This window comes from Dysosmobacter sp. Marseille-Q4140, from assembly GCA_018228705.1.
Taxonomy (GTDB): Bacteria; Bacillota; Clostridia; order Oscillospirales; family Oscillospiraceae; genus Oscillibacter.
This window is the reverse complement of record CP073694.1, coordinates 1864987-1881186: the sequence shown is the minus strand read 5'-3', so window position 1 is coordinate 1881186 and position 16200 is coordinate 1864987. Positions and strand designations below refer to the sequence as shown.

At 66.2% G+C, this 16200-nt stretch carries 17 protein-coding genes; 16 read left to right on the top strand and 1 reads right to left on the bottom strand.

Features of this window, described 5'->3' with window-relative positions; all coding sequences use genetic code 11:
* The first annotated feature begins 70 nt into the window (after window positions 1-70).
* On the top strand, window positions 71-1483 hold the full coding sequence (miaB, locus tag KFE19_09445) for a tRNA (N6-isopentenyl adenosine(37)-C2)-methylthiotransferase MiaB (protein QUO36658.1): 1413 nt from the start codon (window positions 71-73) through the stop codon (window positions 1481-1483).
* Here miaB and KFE19_09440 read toward each other — a convergent pair.
* Window positions 1480-1740: a hypothetical protein gene (locus tag KFE19_09440; protein QUO36657.1), complete on the bottom strand. Its 261-nt coding sequence runs from the start codon at window positions 1738-1740 to the stop codon at window positions 1480-1482. The two genes, miaB and KFE19_09440, sit on opposite strands and share 4 nt — an antisense overlap.
* A 113-nt stretch (window positions 1741-1853) precedes the next feature.
* Between KFE19_09440 and KFE19_09435 the strand changes: the two genes are divergently transcribed.
* The 15 genes from KFE19_09435 to KFE19_09365 all read left to right on the top strand — a co-directional run bounded on the left by KFE19_09435 (window position 1854) and on the right by KFE19_09365 (window position 16188).
* Window positions 1854-2036 (top strand): helix-turn-helix transcriptional regulator, encoded by a 183-nt coding sequence (locus tag KFE19_09435; GenBank protein QUO39583.1) that lies wholly within the window; start codon window positions 1854-1856, stop codon window positions 2034-2036.
* The gene (locus KFE19_09430) at window positions 2033-2857 is read left to right on the top strand and encodes an MBL fold metallo-hydrolase (GenBank protein ID QUO36656.1); all 825 of its coding nucleotides are present in this window, start codon (window positions 2033-2035) and stop codon (window positions 2855-2857) included. Before KFE19_09435 ends, KFE19_09430 begins: the two co-directional genes overlap by 4 nt.
* Window positions 2858-2945: 88 nt before the next feature.
* Window positions 2946-3158: a helix-turn-helix transcriptional regulator gene (locus tag KFE19_09425; GenBank protein ID QUO36655.1), complete on the top strand. Its 213-nt coding sequence runs from the start codon at window positions 2946-2948 to the stop codon at window positions 3156-3158.
* A gap of 1119 nt (window positions 3159-4277) precedes the next feature.
* The gene (gene mutS, locus KFE19_09420) at window positions 4278-6884 is read left to right on the top strand and encodes a DNA mismatch repair protein MutS (protein QUO36654.1); all 2607 of its coding nucleotides are present in this window, start codon (window positions 4278-4280) and stop codon (window positions 6882-6884) included.
* A 51-nt stretch (window positions 6885-6935) separates the two neighbouring features.
* Window positions 6936-7643 (top strand): CPBP family intramembrane metalloprotease, encoded by a 708-nt coding sequence (locus KFE19_09415; protein ID QUO36653.1) that lies wholly within the window; start codon window positions 6936-6938, stop codon window positions 7641-7643.
* Window positions 7644-7686: 43 nt separating this feature from the next.
* Window positions 7687-8598, top strand: coding sequence for an AEC family transporter (locus KFE19_09410; protein ID QUO36652.1), 912 nt, complete (start codon window positions 7687-7689; stop codon window positions 8596-8598).
* Between the two features lie 58 nt (window positions 8599-8656).
* Window positions 8657-10699 carry a DNA mismatch repair endonuclease MutL gene (gene mutL, locus KFE19_09405; protein ID QUO36651.1) on the top strand — a complete coding sequence of 681 codons (2043 nt, stop codon included), beginning with the start codon at window positions 8657-8659 and terminating at the stop codon, window positions 10697-10699.
* Window positions 10700-10907: 208 nt separating this feature from the next.
* Window positions 10908-11090 (top strand): xylan 1,4-beta-xylosidase, encoded by a 183-nt coding sequence (locus KFE19_09400; GenBank protein ID QUO36650.1) that lies wholly within the window; start codon window positions 10908-10910, stop codon window positions 11088-11090.
* A 5-nt stretch (window positions 11091-11095) separates the two neighbouring features.
* Window positions 11096-11689, top strand: coding sequence for an NAD(P)H-dependent oxidoreductase (locus tag KFE19_09395; GenBank protein ID QUO36649.1), 594 nt, complete (start codon window positions 11096-11098; stop codon window positions 11687-11689).
* A gap of 61 nt (window positions 11690-11750) precedes the next feature.
* Window positions 11751-12338: an NAD(P)H-dependent oxidoreductase gene (locus tag KFE19_09390; GenBank protein QUO36648.1), complete on the top strand. Its 588-nt coding sequence runs from the start codon at window positions 11751-11753 to the stop codon at window positions 12336-12338.
* A 36-nt stretch (window positions 12339-12374) separates the two neighbouring features.
* Window positions 12375-13319 carry a tRNA (adenosine(37)-N6)-dimethylallyltransferase MiaA gene (gene miaA / locus KFE19_09385; protein QUO36647.1) on the top strand — a complete coding sequence of 315 codons (945 nt, stop codon included), beginning with the start codon at window positions 12375-12377 and terminating at the stop codon, window positions 13317-13319.
* 64 nt (window positions 13320-13383) lie between these two features.
* Window positions 13384-13626, top strand: a complete 243-nt coding sequence (gene hfq, locus KFE19_09380) for an RNA chaperone Hfq (GenBank protein ID QUO36646.1) — start codon at window positions 13384-13386, stop codon at window positions 13624-13626.
* Window positions 13627-13707: 81 nt separating this feature from the next.
* Entirely contained in the window at window positions 13708-14982 is a 1275-nt protein-coding gene (locus KFE19_09375; GenBank protein QUO36645.1) for a hypothetical protein, read from the top strand.
* A gap of 41 nt (window positions 14983-15023) precedes the next feature.
* Window positions 15024-15719: a YggS family pyridoxal phosphate-dependent enzyme gene (locus KFE19_09370; GenBank protein QUO36644.1), complete on the top strand. Its 696-nt coding sequence runs from the start codon at window positions 15024-15026 to the stop codon at window positions 15717-15719.
* Window positions 15720-15753: 34 nt separating this feature from the next.
* Window positions 15754-16188, top strand: a complete 435-nt coding sequence (locus KFE19_09365; GenBank protein ID QUO36643.1) for a cell division protein SepF — start codon at window positions 15754-15756, stop codon at window positions 16186-16188.
* Window positions 16189-16200: the final 12 nt, after the last annotated feature.

The window sequence follows — 16200 nt, the reverse complement described above, 5'->3', positions numbered from 1 at the left end:
TCAACTTGTGCTTTTTGCCTTGGTATGGTATTATAAATTAGTTAAAGTATCTGAATTTGGAGGAACTGATTTGGAACGGCAGAACGTACTGGTGCACCAGGAGGACCTGGACCGCCAGCGGACATTTGAAGAGAAGATCCGGGCGATGTTCGCCGCCCGGGAGGCCCACCCGATGGCCTGCGTGGATACCTTCGGCTGCCAGCAGAACGTGGCCGACGGCCAGAAGCTCATGGGCATGCTGGCCGCGTGCGGCTTCACCTTCACGTCGGACCCCGCCGAGGCGGACCTGGTGATCCTGAATACCTGCGCCGTTCGGGAGCACGCCGAGGACCGGGTGTTCGGCAACCTGGGCGCCCTGACCCACACGAAGAAGGAAAACCCCGAGCAGGTCATCGCCCTGTGCGGCTGCATGGCCCAGGAGCCCCGGGTCTCCGAGCGGGTGAAAAAGTCCTATCCCCATGTAAATCTGGTGTTCGGGCCCCACGCCCTGTGGAAGTTCCCGGAGCTTCTCTGGCAGGTCTATGAGGGCCGCAAGCGGGTCTTTTCCGTGGCGGACGAGCACGGCACCATCGCCGAGGGCATCCCCGTGGTGCGGGAGAAGGGCGTCAAGGCCTGGGTCTCCATCATGTACGGCTGCAACAACTTCTGCTCCTACTGCATCGTGCCCTACGTCCGGGGCCGGGAGCGGAGCCGGGACCCCCAGGCGGTGCTGGCGGAGGTCCGGGAGCTGGTGGAGGCCGGATACCGGGACATCACCCTCCTGGGCCAGAACGTCAACTCCTACGGAAACGATCTGGACCTGGACTATCACTTCCCGGACCTGCTGGCGGACATCGATCGGATCCCCGGGGACTACTGGATCCGCTTCATGTCCAGCCATCCCAAGGACGCGACGCAGCGCCTCTTTGACGTGATGGCGGCCAGCCGCCATGTGGCCCATCAGCTGCACCTGCCCTTCCAGTCCGGCAACGACCGGGTGCTCCGGGAGATGAACCGGCGCTACACCCGGCAGCAGTATCTGGACCTCATTCACTATGCCAAATCCGTCATGCCGGACCTGGTGCTGACCTCCGACGTCATCATCGGCTTCCCCGGCGAGACCGAGGCCGAGGCCATGGACACCGTCTCCCTGGTGGAGGAGGTGGGCTTCGACGCCCTCTTCACCTTCATCTACTCCCCCCGCCCCGGCACCAAGGCCGCCGAAATGCCGGACCCGGCCACCCGGGCGGAGAAGCAGCAGTGGTTCGACAGGCTCCTGGAGGTCCAGAACGCCATGTCGGCCTCTCTCCACGCCGCCTACGTGGGCAGGACCGTCCGCGTCCTGGTGGACGGGGAGAGCGACGATGGGGACTACCCCCTCTCCTCCCGGACCGAGGGCAACCGGCTGGTGCGCCTCAAGGGGGACAAGGCCCTGATCGGCCAGTTCCTGGACGTGGAGATCACCGGCAGCAACACCTGGGCGCTGTACGGCGTGCCGGTCTAACGGAAGATGGTCCGGCCCAGCAGAAAGGCCTGCCGGGCCAGGGCGTCCTGGTAGTGGGCGGCGCTGTCGTTGCGGCAGTCCTCGTAGGTGAGGAACAGCGCCCGCTGCTCCGCCGTGAAGGTGGCCTCCAGCGCCCGGAGGGCGTCGCTCTCCCGGGCCATGGCCGCGTAATAGCCGCCGGGCAGAAAGGACGGGGCCCGGTCCTCCAGGTCGTTCAGCAGCACCGTGATGTAATCGTCCATTTCGATCACCGCCAAAATCAATTTGACATTCCAGAACAGGAACCTTATGATGACAGTATAATATTCCTGTTCAGGAATGTCAAGAGAGGCTGGAGAGACGTATGAACTTTTCAGAGCATCTTGTGTTCCTGCGGGAAAAGAGAAAAATCTCCCAGAAGGAGCTTGCCAAAGCCATTGGCATCAGCGTCCACGCCTACCAGCGGTTCGAGTACGGGGAACAGGAGCCCCGGCTGTCCGTGCTGGTGGCCCTGGCCGATTTTTACGGCCTGACCCTGGACGAGCTGGTCTGCCGGGAAAGGAGCCAACCATGAAGATCGTGACCCTGCTGGAAAACACCGCCTGCAAGGACGGGCTCTGCGCCGCCCACGGGCTGAGTTTGTACATCGAGACGCCCCGCCACAAGATTCTCTTCGACATGGGGCCCAACGACGGCTTCCTGACCAACGCGAAAGCCCTGGGGGTGGACCTGGCGGCGGTGGACACCGCCGTGCTCTCCCACGGCCACTATGACCACGGCGGGGGGCTTGCCGCCTTCTGCGAGGCCAACTCCCGGGCGGAGGTGCTGATCCACATGGACGCCTTCGGGGACTTTTACGCGACCAATGAGGGGAGGGAGCCCCGGTACATCGGCCTGGACCCGGAGCTGTGGCAGATCGAGAGCCGGGTGCTGCCCACCGGCGGCCTCCTGCGGCTGGACGACGAGCTGACCCTCTTTGCCGACGAGGGGGAGGACTTCCCGGCCCTGGCGGCCTCCGCCGCCCTCCAGGTGCGGACGGAGGAGGGCTTCCGGCCCGACGACTTCGCCCACGAGCAGAACCTGCTGATCCAGGCAGGGGGGAAGGCGGTGCTGATCTGCGGCTGCGCCCACCGGGGCGTGGTGAACATCCGGGACCGGGCGGCGCAGCTGCTGGGCCGGATGCCGGACGCGGTGATCGGCGGGTTCCACTTCTTTGAGCTGACGCCGGGGCCCGACGCCGACCGGCTCATCGACGACACCGGCCGGGCCCTGCTGGCGGGGGAGACGGTGTACTACACCGGCCACTGCACCGGGGCCTACGCCTATGAGCGCCTGTCCGCCATTCTGGGCCAGCGTCTGCGGCCCCTGAGCGGCGGCGCGGTGGTGGAGATCTGAGGGACCCACAAAAAGCAGTTGAATAAGCACGTTTGGGTAGCTATACTATAACATGCCCGTTTGTGCTTGTCAATAGAAATGAGGGCACATGAAATTTCATGAGAACCTTTTGCGGCTGCGGGCGGAGCACAAGCTGACCCAGCAGCAGGTGGCGGACGGCGCGGGGCTGAGCCTGCGGGGGTATCAGAATTACGAGCGGGGCCTGCGGGAGCCCGGCCTTTCGGCCCTGGTGGGCCTGGCGGACTTCTACGGCCTCAGCGTGGACGCCCTGATCTGCCACGAGCCGAAGCCCCGGGGCTGACGGCGACAGAGCCTTCCCCCACGGGGGGGGAGGTGGCATTTGCGCAGCAAATGACGGATGAGGGGGCCGCAGGGAACCGTCCTTCCGTCAGCGCACCCGCAGGGGCGGATCCTGCATCCGCCTGCTCCGGCTCTGTCAGGTGCTGGTATGGCGGCTTTTTTCCCGGCGGGCTGGGAGGATACCGGGAGGTTCCCGGGGAATCCGCCCCCCATTCTCTTTTGTCTTGACAAAAGAGAATGCGCCGCGGCCGGTGGAAGAGAAAACCGCCGGATGCCAAACCTTGCGCATACTGCGCAAGGTTTGGCAGATACGGGGGTCGTGCGAATCGGCCTGCCCCTGACCGGCGGCCCCGCCGACCCTGCGCCGGAAACGGTCCCGCGCAGAACTGCGCCCCCGCATCCGATGGTGCGGGGGAGGGACGTGGGTGCAAAAGGGAACTGGCGTATTTTGACTCCCGCGCGTTCCGCTTTGCTACGCGCTCCCCTGGCGAGTGCGGGAGTTTCCAACAACCGCAGCTGCTACGCGCTGCCGGGGCGCTTGCTGGTGACCTTCTGGTTCGAAGAGGAGCGGATGGAGGCTCCGCCCGTTGCTCCGGTGGGCGCTGCACCCAAAAGCCTTCCCCCTTGGGGGAAGGTGGCTGGCCGGAGGACAGACGGATGAGGGGCCGCCTGCCAACCGACCTGTGCGGCCCGTCCCCTCATCAGCCGCGCTGCGCGCGTCAGCTTCCCCCAGGGGGAAGCCTTGAAGAGCGTGAGATATAGACAAGGCGTAGAATACCGCCGGGCCAGCGCGTAACGCGCGGAGATAGAAGCAGGGGCAAATACGATCTTGCACCCCGGTCATCCGCCGCAGTTGTTATGCGGAGGCCGGGTCTTTCGACCGCCGGGGGGCGGCGCAGGGACGACGGGGCCATCGACTCCCGCCGCACCGATCCGCACGACCCCCGCACATACGAACAGGCGCCGCGCCTGTTCGTCCCAAGCGCTTTTTCTTTTGACCGTCCACGGCCGTTTTCTTTTTGGCGCGCCAAAAAGAAAATGGGGGTGGAACTCCCCCGCGCCGCACCACGGCGCAGATCCATTCCGCCCCCGCCGGGGGCAAGACGAGGTGAACCTCCCCATGGCAGAACTGACCCCCATGATGAAGCAATATCTGGAGATCAAGCGGGACAACCCGGACTCCATTCTCTTTTTCCGCCTGGGCGACTTCTACGAGATGTTCGCCGACGACGCGAAGCTTGCCTCCAGGGAGCTGGACCTGACGCTGACCTCCCGGGACCACGGCAAGCACCAGAAGCCCGCGGAGGAGCAGATCCCCATGTGCGGCATCCCCTACCACGCCAGCGAGGCCTACATTGCCCGGCTCATCGCCAAGGGCTACAAGGTGGCCATCTGCGAGCAGATGGAGGACCCGGCCACGGCCAAGGGTCTGGTGAAGCGGGACATCATCCGGGTGGTGACCCCCGGCACCGTCATGGACGCCGCCTGCCTGGAGGACAAGGCCTCCAACTTCCTCTGCGGCATCTATATCGACGAGCGCTGCGCCGGCGCCGCCTTCTGCGACATCACCACCGGCAAGGCCCACCTGACCGGCTTCACCGGCAAGGAGCGGGTGGAGCACGTGGTCAACGAGCTGGGGCGGTTCTCCCCGGCGGAGGCCGTGGTCAACGACGGCGCCGCCGCTGAGAGGAGCCTCACCGACGCTCTGCGGGAGAAGTTCCGCTGCCGGGTGGAGAAGAGCGGCGAGGGCCGCTTCCGTCTGGCGGAGGCGGAGAAGAACATCCGCCGCCAGTTCGGGGAGGAGGCCCTGGCCGCCCTGCCCAAGTCCAACCCGGCGGCGGCCATGGCCCTGGGCGGCCTTTTGAACTACCTGTACGAGACCCAGAAAACGGACCTCAGCCACATCAACGACCTGGACTACTACGAGCAGGGCGCCTTCATGGAGCTGGACCTGACGGCCCGGCGGAACCTGGAGCTGACGGAGACCCTGCGCAGCAAGGAGAAGAAGGGAACCCTCCTGTGGGTCCTGGACAAGACCCGGACCCCCATGGGCGGGCGGATGCTGCGAAGCTGGCTGGAGCGGCCGCTGCTGACCGTCACCGCCATCTGCAAGCGCAGCGCCGCCGTGGCGGCATTGGTGGAGGACACCGTGGCCCGGGAGGAGCTGACCGCCGCCCTGACGGGCCTGGGGGACATGGAGCGCCTCATGGGCCGCATTGTCTACGGCACCGCCGGCGGGCGGGACATGGCCTCCCTGCGCTCCGCCATGGAGCGCCTGCCCGCCATCCGCGTCCAGCTGGAGCGGTTCCAGGACCGGCGGCTGACGGAGCTGCTGGCGGCCCTGGACCCCCTGGAGGACCTGGCGGCGCAGATCGCCGATGCCATCTGCGACCAGCCGCCCTTCTCCGTCCGGGAGGGAGGCTTCATCCGGGACGGCTACAACGCCGAGGTGGACCGCCTGCGGCAGATCCTCACCGGCGGAAAGGGCATCATCGCCCAGATGGAGGCCCAGGAGAAGGAAAAGACCGGCATCCGCACCTTGAAGATCGGCTTCAACAAGGTGTTCGGCTACTATATCGAGGTGTCCAAGTCCTTTGCTGGCCAGGTGCCGGACACCTACATCCGCAAGCAGACGCTGGTCAACGGTGAGCGGTACATCACCCAGGAGCTCAAGGACCTGGAGCACGAGATTTTGACCGCCTCGGACCGGGTGACGGCGCTGGAATACGAGCTGTTTACGGCCCTGCGTCAGGCCGTCACCGCTCAGAGCGAGCGGGTCCAGCGGACCGCCGCCGCCGTGGCGGAGGTGGACGCGCTGGTGTCGTTGGCCGCCGTGGCGGTGCGGAACCACTACTGCCGCCCCACCGTGGACGAGTCCGGGGTCCTGGAGATCCACCAGGGCCGCCACCCGGTGGTGGAGCAGATGCTCCGGGACAGCCTCTTCGTCCCCAACGACACCTTCATGGGCGCCAAGGAGGACCGGGTGGCCATCATCACGGGACCCAACATGGCGGGCAAGTCCACCTATATGCGGCAGGTGGCCCTGATCGTCCTCATGGCCCAGATCGGGTCCTTTGTCCCGGCGGCCAGCGCCCGGATCGGCGTGGTGGACCGGATCTTCACCCGCATCGGCGCCAGCGACGACCTGTCCGCCGGACAGTCCACCTTCATGGTGGAGATGACGGAGGTGGCGGACATCCTGCGCCACGCCACGAAACACTCCCTGCTGATCCTGGACGAGATCGGCCGGGGCACCTCCACCTTCGACGGCATGTCCATCGCCCGGGCGGTGCTGGAGTACTGCGCCGACCGCAAGCTCCTGGGGGCCAAGACCCTCTTCGCCACCCACTACCACGAACTGACCGAGCTGGAGAACACCCTGCCCGGGGCGGTGAACTACAACATCGCCGTCAAGGCCCGGGGGGACGAGATCGTGTTTTTGCGCAAGATCCTGCCCGGCGGCGCCGACCGCAGCTACGGCATCGAGGTGGCGTCTCTCGCGGGATTGCCGGACAAGGTGATCCAGCGGGCCAAGACGGTGCTGCGTGAGCTGGAGGAGGAGAACGGCGTGCAGTACGTGGCGGCCCGGAAGGAGGACGACCAGGTGTCCCTGACCGCCATTGGCGAAGGAGAGGTCCTGGACGCTCTGCGCCGCTGCCAGCCGGACACGCTGACGCCCATCGAGGCCATGAGCCTCATCTACGAGTGGAAGCAGAAGCTCCGCTGACCGCCCGGCGCACGCCGGGGAAACCTGATATGAGTGTTTGGAGGCGCATCCATGGCAAAACGAGGCCACAGCGCGTATATGTCCCCGGGGGAGCAGATCGCCGGCACCGTGTTTTTTGTGATCTATCTGCTGGTGCTGCCCTTTGCGGCGGGGCCCATGTTCCGCCTGGCGGCGGAGCTGCTGGGAACCAAGATCGACCCCAGGTTCCAGAACGCCCTATACTATTACATCCTCTTTGCCGTGACCCTCATCATCTTTCACGGCTTCCTGGGCCGGACCTCCCGGCAGCTGGCGGACAACCTCGTCGCCTGCAAGACTTTGGCGGCGGGCCTTGTGGCCCTGTACGGCCTCAACGAGCTGGTGTACCGGCTGACGAGGCTGGTATCCGCCGCTCCCACCAACCTCAACGACGTCTCCATCTCCGCCCAGATCGACGACGCGCCCCATATGACGCTGCTGATCGTGGTGTTTCTGGCGCCCTTTGTGGAGGAGACGCTGTTCCGGGGCCTGGTGTTCGGAAACCTGCGCGGCAAGAGCCGGACGGTGGCGTACCTGGTGTCCTGCCTGCTGTTCGCCCTGCTGCACGTGTGGCAGTTCGCGGTGGTGAACCGGGACCTGACGTACTTTTTGCTGATGGTCCAGTATCTGGTGCCGGGACTGGTGCTGGCCTGGGCTTACGATCACAGCGGCACCCTCTGGACCTCCATCGCCCTCCACGCCGCGGCCAACGCCCTGAGCGCCTGGGTGCTGCTGGGGTGAACGTGTGTGTAAAAATTTTTAGGATAGAGAGAAGAGCGAAACGATGAATTTTTTTGACGTGCTGGGCGAGATGCTGGTGATCCTCTTTGCCATTGTGGCGGGCTTTGCCGCCAAACGGCTGGGCTATCTGGGCGGCGAGACGGACCAGAAGCTCAGCAAGCTGCTGCTGAACATCACCATGCCCTCTATGATCCTGGCCTCGGTTATCACCGGCGACGAGCTGCCGGAGGCGGGGGTGATCCTCTCCGTGCTGGAGGTAGGGGCGGTCTTTTACGTGCTGTCCTTTGCCGTGGCGCTGGCCGTGCCCCGCTTTCTGCCGGGCACGCCCGCCCAGAAGGGCGTGTGGCGCTATGCGCTGTCGTTCCCCAATGTGGGCTTTATCGGGTACCCTGTGGCGATGGCCCTGTTCGGCCGGGAGGCCCTCTTCTACGCCGTGGTCCTGGCGCTGCCGTTCAATGTGCTCTCTTACAGCCTGGGTCCCCTGATGCTGGCGGGCATGGCCCGGTTCCGCTGGAAGCAGCTGCTCAGCCCCTGCATCGTGGCCTCCGTGGGCGCTCTGGTGCTGGCTCTGACCCGGCTGCGTCTCCCCGCTCTGGCGGGCGAGATGCTGGACTTCGTGGGCTCCATCACCGTGCCGCTGTCCCTGCTGGTGGTGGGCTCCTTCCTGGCGGACATCCCGGCAGGGCAGGTGTTCCGCTCCGCCAAGCTGTGGCTGCTGTCCATTCTGCGGCTGCTGGTGCTGCCGGTGGTGCTGTGGGCCATCCTGCGGACCATGGGCACCGACGATCTGGTGCTGGGCATCGCCGTGACCCAGATCGCCATGCCGGTGGCCGTGAACGGGACTCTTCTGAGCATGGAGTACGGCGGCGACACCGCCTCCATGGCCCAGATCACCTTCCTGACCACCCTGGGCTCCATCCTGACCATTCCGATGATCGCGGCGCTGCTGCTCTGAGAGAGCGGGGGAGGCGCCCCCGCGGCGCGGCTGCCGCTCCGCCCGAAAGGAGAGACCTATGCCTCACATTCAACAACTGGACAGCCATGTGGCTGACTTGATCGCCGCCGGCGAGGTGGTGGAGCGGCCGGCCAGCGTGGTGAAGGAGCTGGTGGAGAATGCCATCGACGCCGGCAGCTCCGCCGTGGTGGTGGAGATCCGCCGGGGCGGCATGGCCCTGATCCGGGTGACGGACAACGGCTGCGGCATCGCGCCGGAGGAGCTGCCCACGGCCTTTTTGCGCCACGCCACCTCCAAGCTGCGCACGGAGGAGGACCTGGGGAAGATCGGCACCCTGGGCTTCCGGGGCGAGGCCCTGGCCGCCATCTCCGCCGTGAGCCGGGTGGACATCGTCACCTGCCGCCCCGGGGCGGCGGAGGGTGCGTCGCTGCACCTGGAGGGCGGCGAGCCCGCCGCCGTGGAGGCCGCCGGCGCGCCCCAGGGCACCACCATCGTGGTCCGGGACCTCTTTTACAACACCCCGGCCCGGCTGAAGTTCATGCGCAAGGACAGCGCCGAGACGGCGGCGGTGGGGGGCCTCATGCAGCATCTGGCCCTGTCCCACCCGGACATCTCCTTCAAATTCATCAAGGACGGCCAGGAGGCCCTTCACACCCCCGGCGACGGGAAGCTGGACTCCGCCGTCTACGCGGCCCTGGGCCGGGACTTCGCCCACGGCCTGGTCCCCGTGGAGGGCCGGGGCGGGGAGACGGCTGTATCGGGTTTCGTCACCGGCCCCCTCCAGGGCCGGGGCTCCCGGTCCATGCAGGTGTTCTTCGTCAACGGCCGGTTCATCAAGTCCCAGCTGCTGACAGCGGCCCTGGAGGAGGGCTACCGAAACCAGATCATGAAGGGCAAATTCCCCGGCTGCGTATTGTCCGTGACGCTGCCGGTGACGGCGGTGGACGTCAACGTCCACCCGGCCAAGACCCAGGTGAAGTTCGCCCGGGAGCGGGAGGTGTTCGACGCCGTGTACCACACGGTGCTGGACGCCCTGGACAGCCGGGGCGCCGCCAACGCCCCCGCCGCCCGGCGGGAGACGGTGCCCGCGGCGAAACCGGATTTCTTCCAGACCATGGACGCCAGGACCTTCCGGGAGCAGGCGGCCAGGCAGGCGGAGCGTCCTGCGGCCCCTGCCCGGCCCGCCTGGAACACAGAGCAGCGGACGAGCGCCCCGGTGGCGGACAGCGGAACGGGCGGCGTTTACCGGAGTGCCCCCCAGGAGCGGAAAGTCCCCGCCGCGTTTCAGCGCACCCCCATCCGCCCCCTGGGCGGAGCCTTGGGCCAGGCGCCGTCCTCGGTGACGGCGGAGCGGCGGGAGGCGGCGCCGGTTCAGCGGCGGGAGACGGTCTCCGCTCCGGCGGAGACGAAAGAGCGGGCCCCGGAGACCCGGACGGCGGCACCGGAGCCCTCCGTGCGGCCCTTCGTGCCCGCCATCCCCGAGATGGCGCCCCAGGCGCCGGAGCAGGTTCCGGGCCAGACCGCCCTGGACGCCGGAGAGGCCCCCTGGCGCATCGCCGGGGAGGTGCTCAACACCTACATCATCTGCGAGGACGGGAGCGGAAACGTGTGGCTCATCGACAAGCACGCCGCCCACGAGCGCATCAACTTTGACCGCCTGATGGCGGCCCAGGAGCCCCCCATGCGGCAGACCCTGCTCTCCCCCGTGGCGGCGGAGCTGGGGAGGGAGGACGGCGCACTGCTGCTGGAGAACCTGCCTCTTCTGGAACAGCTGGGCTTTTCCTGCGAGGATTTCGGCGGCGGCGCCGTGCTGGTGCGGGAGGTGCCCGCGGACATAGACCCCTGCGACGTCTCCGCCACTCTGGAGGAGCTGGCGGAGTGCCTGCGCACCGGCCGCTCTCCCGACGAGCGCCGGGAGAATCTGCTCCACACCATGGCCTGCAAGGCGGCCATCAAGGGCGGCTGGAAGAGCGACCCGGCGGAGCTGCGGGTGCTGGTGGAGAAGGTGCAGAGCGGCGCCGTCCGCTTCTGCCCACACGGCCGCCCCGTTGCAGTGAGGTTGACGAAATACGAATTGGAGAAGATGTTCAAGAGAGCGTGAGCATTTTAGGGAGCAGCGGCCGTGAGGGCATAGAATTGAAATAACCGCGCCTGCGGCGCGATACGGCCGCCCCGTTGCGGTGAAGCTGACGAAGTATGAGCTGGAGAAGATGTTCAAGAGAGCATGAGCGCCGGGCCGCATGGCGGCGGGGCAGCCGGGGAAACCTGTTTCGGAAAACGGTTCGCTTTTGTGAGAGGAGAGATGCGGTATGGCCAAGGACCGCTTTGTGAAGATCTACAACCAGGGTACGTTGAACATCACGGAGATCTGGGTGGACCGGGAGACCGGCGTCAACTACGTGTTCCACGCCAGCGGCTACGCCGGGGGCCTGACGCCCCTGCTGGACCGGCAGGGGAACCCCGTGGTGACGGCGGTATATGACGAGGAGTGATTGAGATGAGACTGCTGATCGTGGATGGCTGCATCAGCCAGCGGCGCGGGGATTCCCGCACGAAACAGCTGCTGTCGGCCTATGCGGAGGCCTTCCGCCGGACCCATCCGGAGGCGCAGACCGAGACTGTGACGCCCCAGGCGCTGCTGGCCCTGCGGCCCTTCGATCCCGCCATGCTGGACGAGCGGGACGCCCTGGCCGCCGTGGGCGCCTGGGACGCGCCGGTGTTCGCCCTGGCCCGGCAGTTCCGCGCGGCGGACGCCGTGGTGGTGGCAGCCCCCTTCTGGGATCTGAGCTTTCCGGCGGCGCTGCGGACCTACATCGAGTACATCAGCGCCAACGGCCTGACATATCATTACGAGGCGGACGGCTGCCACGGCGACTGCCGGGCGCAGCGGCTGGTCTACCTCACCTCCGGCGGCGACGTGGAGCGGGAGGACAGCCTGGGCGTGCTGTACTGGCGGCAGCTGGCCGCCATGTTCGGCATCCCGCAATTCGACTATGTGTTTGCCGGGGGAGTGGATCTGGACCCGGCAAAGGCGCCGGAGCTGGTGGCCGCCGCCGCGGAGACGGCCCGCCGCCTGGCAGAGGAAGTGTGAGGCGCCCCCGGGTAAGCCGGGATCAGGATAGGAGACCGACATGAAAAAGGAGGAGAACGCAATGTTGTTATTCGTGGATTGCTGCATCAGCTACCGGGGAGACCGCTCCCGCAGCCACGCCCTGTGCCAGGCGTTTCTGGAGGAGTACAAGCGTACCCATCCGGCTGAGGACATCGAGACGGTGAACCTCCAGCGGATGGCCCTGAAGCCCTTTGACCAGTTCACCACCGATGACCGCAACAGCCTGCGCAACGTCAAGGCCTTCGATTCCCCCATTTTCAAGCTGGCCCGGCAGTTCAAGCGGGCGGACCGCATCGTCATCGGCGCGCCCCTGCGGGATCTGACCTTCCCGGCCATGCTGCGGGTGTACATCGAGTACATCTGCGTCCGGGAGCTGACCTACCACTATGAAAACCAGGTCTGCGTGGGCGACTGCATGGCCGAAAAGCTGGCCTATCTCAGCGTCAGCGGCGGCCCGGAGACCGAGGAGAACCTGGGTGTGGACTACTGGCGCCAGCTGACCCAGCGCTTCGGCATCAAGGAGTTCTACCATGTGGACGCCTACGGCCTGGACTTTGAGCCGGAGCGCACCGAGGAGATTATGGGCGTGGCCTGTGACAAGGCCCGCGCACTGGCCCGGGATTTCTGAGTTCATTCATTTCCGTCAAGGGGAAGGAGGGAGACCATGGCGGCGAAGATCGTCTGCGTGGTGGGACCCACGGCCTGCGGGAAAACCACCCTGGGCGTCTTGCTGGCAAAGAAGTTCAGCGGCGAGGTGGTCTCCGCCGACTCCATGCAGATCTACCGGGGGATGACCGTCGGCACCGCCGCCCCCACGGCGGCGGAGATGGACGGCGTGCCCCACCATATGATCGCCGTGGCGGACCCGGCGGAGCAGTGGTCCGCCGCCCGGTATGCCCGGGAGGCCATTGCAGTGGTGGATGACATCCTCTCCCGGGGGAAGCTGCCCATTCTGGTGGGCGGCACGGGACTGTGGCTGGACGCGGTGGTCCGGGGGCGGGATTTCGCCCCCGGCGCCGCCGGCGGCCAGGTGCGGCGGCAGCTCCAGGCGCGTCTGGAGCGGGAGGGCATCGCCCCGCTGCTGGAGGAGCTGCGGCAGGTGGATCCGGAGGCCGCGGCGAGACTGCACCCGGCGGATGAAAAACGCATCCTCCGGGCGCTGGAGGTCTACGCCGAGACCGGGGAGACCATCTCCGCCCACAACGCCCGGACCGCGGCCCTGCCGCCCCGGTACGACGCCGTGTGGATCGGATTGCAGTTTGCCGACCGGGCGGACATGCGGGCCCTCATCGACCGCCGGGTGGACGCCATGACGGCGGCGGGCCTTCTGGAGGAGGTCCGGGCCCTGGTGCGCAGCGGCGTCCCCCGGGAGTCCACGGCGCTCCAGGCCATCGGCTATAAGGAACTGCTGGACGTGGGGGAGGACGGACAGGGCCTGGAGGCGGCGCTGGAAGAGGTGAAGCTCCGCTCCCGGCAGTACGCCAAGCGGCAGCTGACATGGCTGCGGCGCAACCCGGACATCCACTGGATCACATGGGGAAAGGAGCGGGATTTTGCCCGCGCCCTGCAGGTTTCGACAGAAATCCTGGCCGCCGCTGGCGTATGCTAGCCGTGGGCGGACGGGAGAAAATGGAAATCGTCCGACTCAACAAAGAAAAAGGAGCGGACGAAATATGCAGACAAAAGCCAACTTACAGGACCTGTTTCTCCTGCGGGCGAGACGGGACAAACTGCCGCTGACGTTGTTTTTGATGAACGGGTTTCAGATGCGGGGCGTTATCACGGGCTTCGACGCCTTTGTGGTGGTGCTGGACAGCGACGGCCGGCAGCAGATCATCTACAAGCACGCCATCTCCACCATCGTGCCGGTGCGGCCGGTGGACCTGACAGGGGAGGAGGCCGCCGCGGAAGCGTGAGCGGCCCGCCGCGGCCGGCAGAGCTGGCGAAGGCTGCCGGGAAGGATGAACCGGCTGCCGGAAAGGAAGAAAGAGAGGACCATGAAGGATCGGGCACTGGGAACCAAATTTCTGCTGGCGCTGGTCACCCTGGGGGTGCTGGCCTATTTCGGCATACAGGCCTTCCGCTATTTCACGGACCCGCTGGCCACCACCGCGGCCTACGCCTATTCCGTGGACCGCAGCGTGTCTTTGTCAGGATACGTGGTGCGGCAGGAGCTGGTGCTGGAGGACAGCGGCGGGCTGCTGCGGCTGCAGCGGACCGAGGGAGAGCGGGTCAGCGCCGGAGGTACGGTGGCGCTGGTGTACAGCGATCAGGCCAGCCTGGACCGGCAGACGGAGCTGGCCAGTCTGGAGGCTCGTCTGGAGCAGCTGCAGTTCGCCCAGCAGGCGGCCCAGGGAGCGGAGGTGTCATTGAAGCTGGACACCCAGATCCTTCAGGGGATCCTGGACCTGCGGGGCGCCTTGGCGGCAGACCGGCTGGACAAGGCGGAGACCTACGGCCAGGACCTGCGGTCTCTGGTGCTCAAGCGGGACTATACATACAGCGAGACTGAGGACCTCTCCGGCCAGATCACGGAGCTCTCCGGCCAGATCAGCGCCCTGCGGGCACAGGCTGCCTCCTCCACCCGGCGGATCACCGCCCCGGAGGCGGGGCTGTACTCCGCCGCGGTGGACGGTTATGAGCGGGTCCTGACGCCGGACATGCTGGAAAGTCTGACGCCCTCGTCTCTGACCGCTCTGCAGGCGGACGAGAGCGTGCGCTCAGAGGTGGGCAAGCTGATCCTGGGAGACGCATGGTACTATGCCGCCGTCGTCTCCGAGGCGGACGCCCAGACCCTATCAGAGGGAAAGTCCCTGCATCTGCGGTTTTCCAAGAGCGTGGAGCAGGATCTGCCGGTGAGCGTATACCACGTCAGCGCCGCGGAGAGCGGCCGGGTGGTGATCGTGCTGCGTGGCACCAGCTATCTGCCGGAGCTGACGCTGCTGCGCCAGCAGAGCGCGGAGGTGATCCTGGGCAGCGTCAGCGGCATCCGGGTGCCCCGGGAGGCCCTGCGGGCGGAAAAGACCACCCTGGATGAAAACGGACAGGCCGTCACCACGGAGCAGGCCGGCGTGTACTGCCTGGTGGGCATGGAGGCCCGGTTCAAGCCGGTGGAGGTGGTATACAGCGGAGACGGCTTCGCCCTGGTTCGCTCCGCCTACGACACCGCCGCCGGGGACCTGACCGGCTCTCAGGAGGTGGCCCGCCTGCGCGCGGGAGATCAGGTCATCATCGCAGGACGGGACCTGTACGACGGAAAGGTGCTGGGCTGAGGACCGGCACGAAAGATCAAACAAGAAAGAAGTTGGAAAGCATGTCCATTGCGGAAAATATCGCCCGTGTCCGGGAGGAGATCGCCCGGGCCGCCCGGGAGACGGGCCGGGACCCCGGCGAGATCGTGCTGGTGGGCGCCAGCAAGATGAACGATGCCGGCGCCTGCCGGGCGGCCATCGCCGCCGGCATCGACGCCCTGGGGGAGAACCGGGTCCAGGAGATGGTCCAGAAGCTCTCGGAAAACGCCTATGAGGGCGCGCCGCTGCACTTTATCGGCCACCTTCAGCGCAACAAGGTCAATAAGGTGGTGGGCCATGTGGATCTCATCCAGTCCGTTGGCTCGCTGCCGCTGCTGGAGGAGATCGAAAAGACCGCCGCTGCCCGGGGCCTGGTGCAGGACATTCTGCTGGAGGTCAACATCGGCCGGGAGGAGGCCAAGAGCGGCTTTTTGAAGGAGGACCTGCCCGCCGCGGCCCAGGCTGCCCTGTCCATGGAGCACGTGCGGGTGCTGGGACTGATGACCATTCCCCCGGCGGACGCCCAACGAGAGGAGAATATCCGGTATTTTCAGGAAGTTCAGGCACTTTATGTTGACATAAACATAAAAATGTTCCATAATGGGCTAAAGTATCTCTCCATGGGCATGAGCGGCGACTACGCGGACGCCATCCGCGCCGGCGCCACCATGGTCCGGGTGGGCACCGCCATCTTCGGTGCCCGGGATTACAGCAAGTGAAATACGGAGCGCTGCTCCGACGGGAGGCTATGTCATGAGCATCATCGACGAACTGAAAAAGTGGACCCACCCCTACGAGGATGAGGACGAGGAATACGACGACTTTGAAGAGCCCGTCCGCCCCAGCGGCTTTGAGGACCGCCGCAGCAAGGTGGACGACCGGCGCAACAAGGTGGTCAACATCCACGCCACCACCCAGCTGAAGGTGGTGCTGGTGAAGCCGGAGCGTTTTGAAAACGCCTCCGAGATCGCCGATCACCTCAAGGACAAGCGGACCGTGGTGCTGAACCTGGAGTCCACCAACAAGGACATCGCCCGCCGCCTGATCGACTTCCTCTCCGGCGTGGCCTATGCCGGCGAGGGCAAGATCAAGAAGGTGGCCGCCAACACGTACATCATCACGCCCTACCACGTGGACATCGAGGGCGACCTGATCGACGAGCTGGAGAACAACGGACTGTACTTTTAAGCGGACGAGGGG

Bases quoted from the DNA above. Each gene is read 5' to 3' on its own strand.
- KFE19_09430 (QUO36656.1), top strand. From the start codon at position 2,033: ATGAAGATCGTGACCCTGCTGGAAAACACCGCCTGCAAGGACGGGCTC.
- KFE19_09425 (QUO36655.1), top strand. From the start codon at position 2,946: ATGAAATTTCATGAGAACCTTTTGCGGCTGCGGGCGGAGCACAAGCTG.
- mutS (QUO36654.1), top strand. From the start codon at position 4,278: ATGGCAGAACTGACCCCCATGATGAAGCAATATCTGGAGATCAAGCGG.
- KFE19_09415 (QUO36653.1), top strand. From the start codon at position 6,936: ATGGCAAAACGAGGCCACAGCGCGTATATGTCCCCGGGGGAGCAGATC.
- KFE19_09410 (QUO36652.1), top strand. From the start codon at position 7,687: ATGAATTTTTTTGACGTGCTGGGCGAGATGCTGGTGATCCTCTTTGCC.
- mutL (QUO36651.1), top strand. From the start codon at position 8,657: ATGCCTCACATTCAACAACTGGACAGCCATGTGGCTGACTTGATCGCC.
- KFE19_09400 (QUO36650.1), top strand. From the start codon at position 10,908: ATGGCCAAGGACCGCTTTGTGAAGATCTACAACCAGGGTACGTTGAAC.
- KFE19_09395 (QUO36649.1), top strand. From the start codon at position 11,096: ATGAGACTGCTGATCGTGGATGGCTGCATCAGCCAGCGGCGCGGGGAT.
- KFE19_09390 (QUO36648.1), top strand. From the start codon at position 11,751: ATGTTGTTATTCGTGGATTGCTGCATCAGCTACCGGGGAGACCGCTCC.
- miaA (QUO36647.1), top strand. From the start codon at position 12,375: ATGGCGGCGAAGATCGTCTGCGTGGTGGGACCCACGGCCTGCGGGAAA.
- hfq (QUO36646.1), top strand. From the start codon at position 13,384: ATGCAGACAAAAGCCAACTTACAGGACCTGTTTCTCCTGCGGGCGAGA.
- KFE19_09375 (QUO36645.1), top strand. From the start codon at position 13,708: ATGAAGGATCGGGCACTGGGAACCAAATTTCTGCTGGCGCTGGTCACC.
- KFE19_09370 (QUO36644.1), top strand. From the start codon at position 15,024: ATGTCCATTGCGGAAAATATCGCCCGTGTCCGGGAGGAGATCGCCCGG.
- KFE19_09365 (QUO36643.1), top strand. From the start codon at position 15,754: ATGAGCATCATCGACGAACTGAAAAAGTGGACCCACCCCTACGAGGAT.